The 7639-nt window shown below is 73.1% G+C and carries 8 protein-coding genes and 1 tRNA gene; 4 read left to right on the top strand and 5 right to left on the bottom strand.

Features of this window, described 5'->3' with window-relative positions:
* Window positions 1-235: 235 nt before the first annotated feature.
* From rplA to N866_RS14470, 5 genes are all read right to left on the bottom strand, one after another.
* Complete coding sequence (rplA, locus tag N866_RS14490; protein ID WP_034227591.1) at window positions 236-958, bottom strand: 50S ribosomal protein L1; 723 nt, start codon at window positions 956-958, stop codon at window positions 236-238.
* 257 nt (window positions 959-1215) lie between these two features.
* Window positions 1216-1647 carry a 50S ribosomal protein L11 gene (gene rplK / locus N866_RS14485; protein WP_034227589.1) on the bottom strand — a complete coding sequence of 144 codons (432 nt, stop codon included), beginning with the start codon at window positions 1645-1647 and terminating at the stop codon, window positions 1216-1218.
* Between the two features lie 79 nt (window positions 1648-1726).
* Window positions 1727-2557, bottom strand: coding sequence for a transcription termination/antitermination protein NusG (nusG, locus tag N866_RS14480; RefSeq protein ID WP_034227588.1), 831 nt, complete (start codon window positions 2555-2557; stop codon window positions 1727-1729).
* Window positions 2558-2623: 66 nt separating this feature from the next.
* On the bottom strand, window positions 2624-2923 hold the full coding sequence (gene secE, locus N866_RS14475; protein WP_034227586.1) for a preprotein translocase subunit SecE: 300 nt from the start codon (window positions 2921-2923) through the stop codon (window positions 2624-2626).
* A gap of 173 nt (window positions 2924-3096) precedes the next feature.
* A tRNA-Trp gene (locus tag N866_RS14470) sits at window positions 3097-3169 on the bottom strand.
* A 217-nt stretch (window positions 3170-3386) separates the two neighbouring features.
* On the opposite strand from N866_RS14470, the gene N866_RS14465 reads away from it, so the two are divergent.
* The 4 genes from N866_RS14465 to N866_RS14450 all read left to right on the top strand — a co-directional run.
* The gene (locus N866_RS14465; RefSeq protein ID WP_034227585.1) at window positions 3387-4622 is read left to right on the top strand and encodes a pyridoxal phosphate-dependent aminotransferase; all 1236 of its coding nucleotides are present in this window, start codon (window positions 3387-3389) and stop codon (window positions 4620-4622) included.
* Between the two features lie 121 nt (window positions 4623-4743).
* Entirely contained in the window at window positions 4744-5727 is a 984-nt protein-coding gene (locus tag N866_RS14460; RefSeq protein WP_081802674.1) for an ABC transporter ATP-binding protein, read from the top strand.
* Complete coding sequence (locus tag N866_RS14455; protein ID WP_052023093.1) at window positions 5724-6611, top strand: ABC transporter permease; 888 nt, start codon at window positions 5724-5726, stop codon at window positions 6609-6611. The genes N866_RS14460 and N866_RS14455 overlap by 4 nt, the downstream gene beginning before the upstream one ends.
* On the top strand, window positions 6598-7639 hold a 1042-nt coding region (locus tag N866_RS14450; protein ID WP_052023092.1), incomplete at its 3' end, for a sensor histidine kinase. The genes N866_RS14455 and N866_RS14450, both read left to right, overlap by 14 nt.

Raw genomic sequence — 7639 nt, 5'->3', positions numbered from 1 at the left:
GTCGTCGCGGCCCTCACCGCGACCGGGCTGGCGGGGACGGAAGCCGGCGCGCACGCCGTGCCGCACGGTGGGCACGGCACGGACGCGGGACCCGCAGCGCCCGCCGACGGCCCGGACCCCGCGAGCCGTCCGGGCGGAGGCCACGGGGGCCACTGACCCCCGACCGCGACGAAGGGCCCGGCAGCAGACGCTGCCGGGCCCTTCGAACGTGCGGGAGTCGACCTCCCCGGGGACGTCAGGAGGCGTCCGCGTCCTCCTCGGTGAGGTTGCGCGTCTTGTTCTGGTCGAGCGGGACGCTCGGGCCCATCGTCGTCGTCACGAAGGCCTTGGTGATGTACCGGCCCTTCGAGGTCGACGGCTTCAGACGCAGCACCTCGTCGAGCGCCGCGGCGTAGTTCTCCACCAGCTGCACGTCGTCGAACGACGCCTTGCCGATGATGAAGTGGAGGTTGGAGTGCTTGTCGACGCGGAACTCGATCTTGCCGCCCTTGATGTCCGTCACGGCCTTGGTGACGTCCATCGTGACCGTGCCGGTCTTCGGGTTCGGCATGAGGCCACGCGGGCCGAGGACCTTGCCCAGGCGACCGACCTTGCCCATGAGGTCCGGCGTCGCGACGGCGGCGTCGAAGTCGGTGTAGCCGGCGGCCACCTTCTCGATGAGCTCGTCGCCACCGACCTCGTCGGCGCCGGCCGCGCGGGCCTGCTCGGCACGCTCACCGGTCGCGAAGACCAGGACGCGCGCCGTCTTGCCCGTGCCGTGCGGCAGGTTGACGGTGCCACGGACCATCTGGTCCGCCTTGCGGGGGTCGACACCGAGGCGGAAGGCCACCTCGACCGTCGCGTCGTACTTCGTCGTGGACGTCGCCTTCGCCAGACGGATCGCCTCGAGCGGCGCGTAGAGCCGCTCCCGGTCGATCCGCTCCGCGGCGTTGCGGTACGCCTTGCTGCGCTGTGCCATCTGCTTCTCCTCTGCAGTCGTGGTCATGGGGCCAGCGCCTGGCCCTGCCACTCGGTGTCCGGTGAGGCGGGAGTGCCTCAGCTCTGGACGGATCTGATTGTCCAGATCCTCGGTGCTCGCCTTCGGCGGGACCTCGCTGCGCTCGGTCCCACCTCCGGCTGCGCGCCTCAGCTCTGGAGGTACTTCATTGTCCAGATCCTCGGTGCTCGCCTTCGGCGGGACCTCGCTGCGCTCGGTCCCACCTCCGGCTGCGCGCCTCAGCTCTGGACGGTGATGCCCATCGACCGGGCCGTGCCCGCGATGATCTTCATCGCGGCGTCGATGTCGTTCGCGTTCAGCTCGACGAGCTTGGTCTGCGCGATCTCGCGCACCTGGTCCTGCGTCAGCGACGCGACCTTGGTGGTGTGCGGGGTGGCAGAGCCCTTGGCGACGCCGGCGGCCTTCTTGATCATCTCAGCCGCGGGCGGCGTCTTGGTGATGAACGTGAAGGAACGGTCCTCGTAGACGGTGATCTCGACGGGGATGACGTCGCCGCGCTGCGCCTCGGTGGCCGCGTTGTAGGCCTTGCAGAACTCCATGATGTTGACGCCGTGCTGACCCAGGGCAGGGCCGATCGGCGGGGCAGGCGTCGCGGCGCCGGCCTTGATCTGGAGCTTGATGAGGCCGGAGACCTTCTTCTTGGGGGGCATGACTGCCTTCCGTGTTCGTGGGCCGACGCCGTGGGCGATGACCCGGTTGCAGTGCTGTCGTGCGACCGTCCCGGACGGGTCAGATCTTGGCGACCTGGTTGAACGACAGCTCGACCGGGGTCTCCCGGCCGAAGATGGAGACGAGCACCTTGAGCTTCTGCGCCTCCGCGTTGATCTCGGAGATCGTGGCGGGCAGCGTGTCGAAGGGGCCGTCGGTGACGGTGACCGACTCGCCGACCTCGAAGTCGACGGCGATCTGCGGGGCGGCGGCGGCAGCCTTCTTCTCCGACGCCGGGGCGAGGGAGGGGGCGAGCATGCCGAACACCTCCTCGTGGGTGAGCGGCACCGGCTGGTGGGTGTGCCCCACGAAGCCGGTCACGCCGGGGGTGTGGCGCACGGCGCCCCACGACTCGTCGGTGAGGTCCATGCGGACGAGGACGTACCCGGGGATCCGGACGCGGCGCACGATCTTGCGCTGCGCGTTCTTGATCTCCGTGACCTCCTCCATGGGCACCTCGACCTGGAAGATGTAGTCCTCCATGTTGAGGCTCTGGATCCGGTTCTCCAGGTTCGCCTTCACGCGGTTCTCGTAGCCGGCGTAGGAGTGGATGACGAACCACTCGCCCGGGAGGCGGCGCAGCTCGGCCTTGAAGGCGTCGACGGGGTCGATGTCCTCCTCCTCGGCCACGTCGGCCGCGACCTCGACGGCCGCGTCGAGGTCGTGCTCGGCCTCGTCGACGGCCGCGTCGGCCTCCGGGTCCTCGGCGGACTGCAGCTCCTCGGCCGCGTCCTCGGCGGACTGCAGCTCCTCGGCGGGGTCCGCGTCCTCGACGTCCTCGACGGACGGCACTGCCTCGAGGACCTCGGGGGACTCGACGTCAGCCTGGGGGTCCAGCGGCTCCTGGGACACGGGGTCAACCTGCTTTCTGCTGAGGGGGCGTGGGCGGCGGCGCGCCGGTCGTGCGGACGGGCGGCGTCAGCCGCCGAAGATCCAGCCGACGGCGGTCCCGATCCCCAGGTCGAGGACGGTCACGAAGGCCATCACGACGATGACGAAGACGAGCACCACGGAGGTGTAGTTGAGGAGCTCCGACCGGGTGGGCCGGACGACCTTCTTCAGCTCGGCGACGACCTGGCGCAGGAACAGCGCGATGCGCGCGAAGAGGCCCCGGCGTTCCGGCTGCCGGCGCTCCGGCGTGCTGCCGGTCGTGCCGGCACCGGTGCCGGCGCTGCTGCCCTCGGCACCGGAGGCGGCCGCGCGTGCGGATTCGCTCACAGTTCGTCCCTACGTCTCGTCGTGCTGCTGTCGGTGCGACGCGAGGTGCGTCGCCGTTCGTCGTCGGCGTGCTCGGTCGTCCCGACCGACAGCCGCAACCCTCGACGCGCCGACGACGGCCGGGGCCGCGCCAGGACGGGCTGACGTCCGGAGCGGCCTGGCGGCCGATCACGCAGGGCAGGAGGGACTCGAACCCACAACCGCCGGTTTTGGAGACCGGTGCGCTACCAATTGCGCCACTGCCCTTCGGTACTGCTGCAGCCAGCGAGTGTACGTGCTCCCGGGCCGCCGGTCGAACCGCCCCCGCCGACGTGCCGGCGGCACCGGCAGGCGGAGCCCGCCCTCGGGCTCTGCGGGTGCTGTGCCGAGGCCCCCGGCGGACGCCTGCGGACGGCTGCCGGGTGCGCCGTCGCACCTGCCGGACGGCCCGTCCGCGGCACGAGGCCTCTGCCAGTATGGACCGGTGACCCAGACGCCTGCCTCCGACGCCCCTCACGCCCCGCGCCGCGTCTCCCGGCGCATCGGTTCCATCGCCGAGTCGGCGACCCTCGCGGTCGACGCCCGCGCGAAGGCCCTCAAGGCCGCCGGGCGCCCCGTCATCGGCTTCGGCGCCGGTGAGCCGGACTTCCCGACGCCGCAGTACATCGTCGACGCCGCCGTCGAGGCCTGCTCGGTCCCGGCGAACCACCGCTACACCCCCGCCGCCGGCCTGCCGCAGCTGCGCGAGGCCATCGCCGCCAAGACGCTGCGCGACTCCGGCTACGAGGTCTCCCCCGGGCAGGTTCTGGTGACCAACGGGGGCAAGCAGGCCGTCTACCAGGCGTTCGCCACGCTCGTGGACCCGGGCGACGAGGTCCTGCTGCCCGCGCCGTACTGGACCACCTACCCCGAGGCGATCCGCCTCGCGGGCGGCGTGCCGGTCGAGGTGTTCGCGGGGACGGACCAGGAGTACCTGGTCACCGTCGAGCAGCTGGAGGCCGCACGCACCGAGCGCACCAAGGCCCTTCTCTTCTGCTCCCCGTCGAACCCGACCGGTGCGGTCTACTCGCCCGAGCAGACCGCCGAGATCGGCCGCTGGGCGCTCGAGCACGGGATCTGGGTCATCACCGACGAGATCTACGAGCACCTCGTCTACGACGACGCCGCCTTCACGCCGATCGTCCGGGCCGTCCCCGAGCTCGCCGAGACGACCGTCGTCCTCAACGGCGTCGCCAAGACCTACGCGATGACCGGCTGGCGCGTGGGCTGGATGCTCGGCCCCGCCGACGTCATCAAGGCGGCCACCAACCTCCAGTCCCACCTGTCCTCGAACGTCGCCAACGTGTCGCAGCGCGCGGCGATCGCCGCCCTCACGGGCGACCTGTCGGCGGTGCACGAGATGCGGACGGCCTTCGACCGGCGCCGCCGCACCATGGTCGAGATGCTCTCCGCGATCGACGGCGTGCGCTGCCCCACCCCGAAGGGCGCGTTCTACGCGTACCCGAGCGTCGAGGGCCTCCTGGGCCGGACGATCCGCGGCGTCACGCCGACGACGTCCGCCGAGCTCGCCGCGCTGATCCTGGACCAGGTCGAGGTCGCCGTCGTGCCGGGCGAGGCGTTCGGGCCGAGCGGGTTCGTCCGTCTCTCCTACGCGCTCGGTGACGACGACCTCGTCGAGGGCGTCCAGCGGCTGCAGACCCTGCTCGGCGAGGCCGAGTAGTACCGAGGGCGGGCAGCCCCACGCGACCGACGACCGGGCCCGGGGGTCCACCGGACGGTGGACCCCCGGGCCCGTCGTCAGGTCCTGTCCGCGGGGCACGTCGGCGGGCCAGGCTGGTCTCATGACCGCAGCCGCCGTCCACGTCCGGGACCTCCGCAAGCACTACGGCGCCAAGCGCGCCGTCGACGGGCTCGACCTCACCGTGCACCCGGGCGAGATCTTCGCCGTCCTCGGGCCCAACGGCGCCGGGAAGACGACGACCGTCGAGATCCTCGAGGGGCACCGGCGGCGCGACGGTGGGGAGGTCCGCGTCCTCGGGGAGGACCCGGGCGCCGCGGGCAGGGCCTGGCGCAGCCGCATCGGCGTCGTCCTGCAGTCGACCGACGACCACGCCGAGCTCACCGTGCGCGAGCTCGTCCACCACTTCGCCCGGTACTACCCCGACCCGCGCGACCCGGACGAGGTCGTCGCCGCGGTCGGGCTCACCGACAAGGCCCGGACCCGCACCCGTCAGCTCTCCGGCGGCCAGCGGCGCCGGCTCGACGTCGCGCTCGGGATCGTCGGGCAGCCCGAGCTGCTGTTCCTCGACGAGCCCACGACGGGTTTCGACCCCGAGGCGCGCCTGATGTTCTGGGACCTCATCGCGGGCCTGCGCGACGGCGGCACGACCATCCTGCTGACGACGCACTACCTCGACGAGGCCGAGCACCTGGCCGACCGGTGCGCCGTCGTCCGGGACGGCCGCGTGGTCGCGCTGGACGTGCCGGCCCGCCTCGGCGACCGGGCGCAGCGCGACGCCGTCGTGCGCTGGCGCGAGGGCGGGGACGCCCGCGAGGAGCGCACCGCGACGCCGACGGCGTTCGTCACCGCCCTCGCGTACCGCCTCGGCGGGGAGGTCCCCGACCTCGAGGTGCGCCGGCCGACGCTGGAGGAGGTGTACCTCGCGCTCATCGGCGAGACCGACGGGGCCGGGGTGGCCGGGACGGCCGGAGCGGCCCCGCCGACCGGTGCCACCGCCGACGGCCCCGTCCGGGAGCCGCTCGGCGCGGCGGGCACGCCCGCCGCCACGACCCCGTCCGCACCCAGCCTGGAGACGTCACGATGAGCACCCCGACGACGACGCCCGTCACCCGCGAGCCGGCCGCGGCGCCGCGCGGCACCCCCGCCCGCTCGGGACGGCTGCCCTCCACCCTGGCCGTGTCCCTGGCGCGGACCCGCACGGAGACCGTCGGCTTCTTCCGCGAGCGCGACGCGGTGATCTTCATCTTCGCCTACCCCGTCATCATGCTGGCGATCTTCGCGACCGTCTTCGGGCAGGACGGTGCCCGCGTCGGCCCGGAGCCCGGGGTCCCGTTCGGGCAGTACTTCCTGCCGGGCATGGTGGCGACCGGCGTGCTGCTGTCGAGCTTCCAGAACCTCGCGATCTCCATCGCCGTCGAGCGCGACGAGGGCGGGCTCAAGCGGCTGCGGGGCACCCCGATGCCCCCGTTGGCCTACTTCCTGGGCAAGGTCGGGCTGGTGCTGGTCGTCAGCCTGGTGCAGGTGGGCCTGCTCCTCGCGGTCGCCGCCGGGCTGTTCGGCATCGACCTGCCCACCGATCCCGGCCGCTGGTGGACCTTCGCCTGGGTCTTCGCGCTCGGCACGGCCGCGGGGGCGGTCTGCGGCGTGGCCTTCTCCTCGCTGCCGCGCAGCGGGCGGTCGGCGTCGGCCGTCGTCACGCCCGTCGTCATCGTGCTGCAGTTCGTCTCCGGGGTGTTCTTCGCCTACGGCGAACTCCCGTCCTGGATGCAGCAGGTCGCGTCGATCTTCCCGCTGAAGTGGATGGCGCAGGGCATGCGGTCGGTGTTCCTGCCGGAGCAGGCCGTCGTCATGGAGCCGAGCGGCAGCTGGGAGCACCTGGGCATCGCAGCGGTGCTGACGGCGTACCTGCTCGTGGGCCTGGTCGTCGGCATCCGCACCTTCCGGTGGCGGCGTCGTGACGACGGCTGAGGGCCGTCCCCCGGCCGCCGACCGCCGGACGTCGGTGCGGACCGAGTTCTGGGCCCGCACACGGCGCGGCTGGGACCTGGCGTTCTACGCGCTGACCGCCATCACGGCGGTGTCCCTGCTGGCCTTCCGCGGCTCGGCGCCGGCGGAGCTCGGCTGGGGGCTCGGCGGGCTCGCCGTCCTCGTCGTGGCCTACGTGACGATCGGCCGGCGCGCCGCGGCCACGGGCGACCGCGCGCTGGTGGCGGCGTACCTCGCGGTGCTCCTGGCGGTCGCGGTCGTCGTCACCTACACGAACCCCACCGGGTCGCTGCTGCTCTTCGTCGCCTACAGCCAGGTCTGGTACTTCGCCGAGACCCGGCGGGGCGGGGTGCTGGTCACCACGGCCCTCACGGTCCTGCTCTTCGGGGCGATCGCCGTGCGCGAGGGGGTCGGGCCCGGCGACGAGGTCCTGGGCCTGGCGACCGAGGCCGCGGTCTCGCTCGGGTTCGCCCTGCTCCTGGGCCTGTGGATCACCTACGTCGCCGAGCAGAGCGAGCAGCGCGCCGAGCTCCTCGAGCAGCTCGAGGCGGCGCAGGCGGAGCTCGCGCAGGGGCACCACGCGGCGGGCGTCGTCGCCGAGCGCGAACGCATGGCGCGGGAGATCCACGACACGCTCGCCCAGGGTTTCACGAGCGTCGTCATGCTGACCCAGACCGCCGTCGCCGACCTGCGCCGGGACGACCGCGAGGCCGCCGTGGCCCGCATCGAGCTCGCCGAGCGCACGGCCCGGGACAACCTCGCCGAGGCGCGCGCGCTCGTGGCCGCCTTCTCCCCCGTCGCCCTGGAGGGCGTCACGGTGGCCGGGGCCCTGGAGCGCCTCGCCCGGCGCTTCGAGGCCGAGACGGGCGTGGCCGTCGAGGTGGTGCTGCCCGACGGCGAGCTGCCCGTGAGCCGGGAGGCGGAGGTCGTGCTGCTGCGCGCCGCCCAGGAGGCCCTGACGAACGTCCGGCGCCACGCGCAGGCGCGGCGCGTCCGGCTGCGGCTGGCCG

Source organism: Actinotalea ferrariae CF5-4, from assembly GCF_000603945.1.
Lineage (GTDB): Bacteria > Actinomycetota > Actinomycetes > Actinomycetales > Cellulomonadaceae > Actinotalea > Actinotalea ferrariae.
The sequence above is the reverse complement of the archived record's forward strand: the minus strand, read 5'-3'. Positions and strand labels throughout refer to the sequence as shown.